General features: G+C 69.1%; 1 protein-coding gene and 1 pseudogene. Both read right to left on the bottom strand.

Annotation, left to right across the window (positions count from 1 at the left end; all coding sequences use genetic code 11):
* Positions 1-514 (bottom strand): hypothetical protein (locus CCN51_RS52335; protein ID WP_211303363.1); only part of this gene is annotated, 514 nt, incomplete at its 3' end.
* 359 nt (positions 515-873) lie between these two features.
* A pseudogene (locus tag CCN51_RS55630) lies at positions 874-1,062 on the bottom strand (hypothetical protein); the annotation flags it as partial.

The raw sequence follows: 1,062 nt of genomic DNA, 5'->3' as shown, positions 1-1,062 counted from the left end.
GTGGTGGGTCGGGCAGCGGGGTCGTGGGCGTGGCCATGGGGCCGACATCGGCCTGGCGGCAGTTGCCGGTGAGGTAGCTGCCGTTGACGGACAGCCGCCATGAGCCGTCGGGGTGGCGGCGCCAGGGCGCTTCGGGGGCGACGGGTGGGCGGTCGTCGGTGGTCGTGACGCGCACTTCGTCGAAGCCGTAGCGGCAGTAGCGGTACGGGCCGTCGTTGACGTCGTCCTGCCAGATCACGTCGCGGTCGCTGCCCTCGTTGTAATGGCGGCCCCAGATGGCGCCATAGAGATACGGGGCGTGGTCCTCGCAGAAGTTCACGATGTCGGGGCTCTTGCCCGAGCCGTACTGGATGTCGACGTAAGCCCCATCCGGCTCGCGCCGGATCAGGACCGGGACGTGGTACGAGCCGCGGCGGCCGAGCAGGATCCAGGTGATCCACTGCGCCTCTACCGCGTCGATGCGGTCGCCGGGGCGGGCGTGGACCCGGATGGCGTCGGTGAAGATGTTCGACACGGCTTCATGATGTCAGCGGTGGCGGTGTCAACTGCCCTGTGGTCGAAAGTCCTTGCGTATGATATGGGCGGCGTCGCAGCCGCGAGGCCCGTGTGCGTTTCTTGCGAGAAAGGCGGACCACCGCAGTGTCCGATGACCAGGAGGACGAGGTCCACGAGGTGCTCGACGAGCTGGAAGACGCCCTGGAGGACATGGGCATCGACATCGAGCTCGACGGCGACTGAGCGGCGGCCATTCAGCAGCCGAGATCGAAGCCGTTCTTGAAGCGGCGAGGGTAGCCGACGGGTGTTGGCTACCCTCCTCGCGTCCCGGTCGCGGACGGGCGCCCCGGTCACGGACGGCGTCGGCTCACTGGGTGCTCACTGGGTGGTGGTCCAGGCGCTCCGGCGGGGGGCGGGCGTCGACGTGTGGGTCTTCGTGGAAGGCTTCTCCGGGGTGTACCAGGGGCTGACGCCCAGCTTGCCGGTGTTGCCGAGGTCGATCAGCTCGGCCACGGTCTGCCGGGGGCTCCCCTCGGCCGGGGCCACGTCCAGCGCCTTGCCGTTGAC

Origin of the sequence: Streptomyces milbemycinicus (genome assembly GCF_002154605.1) — a bacterium.
In the GTDB taxonomy this organism is placed as follows: domain Bacteria; phylum Actinomycetota; class Actinomycetes; order Streptomycetales; family Streptomycetaceae; genus Streptomyces; species Streptomyces milbemycinicus.
This window is presented reverse-complemented; position numbering and strand designations above follow the sequence as displayed.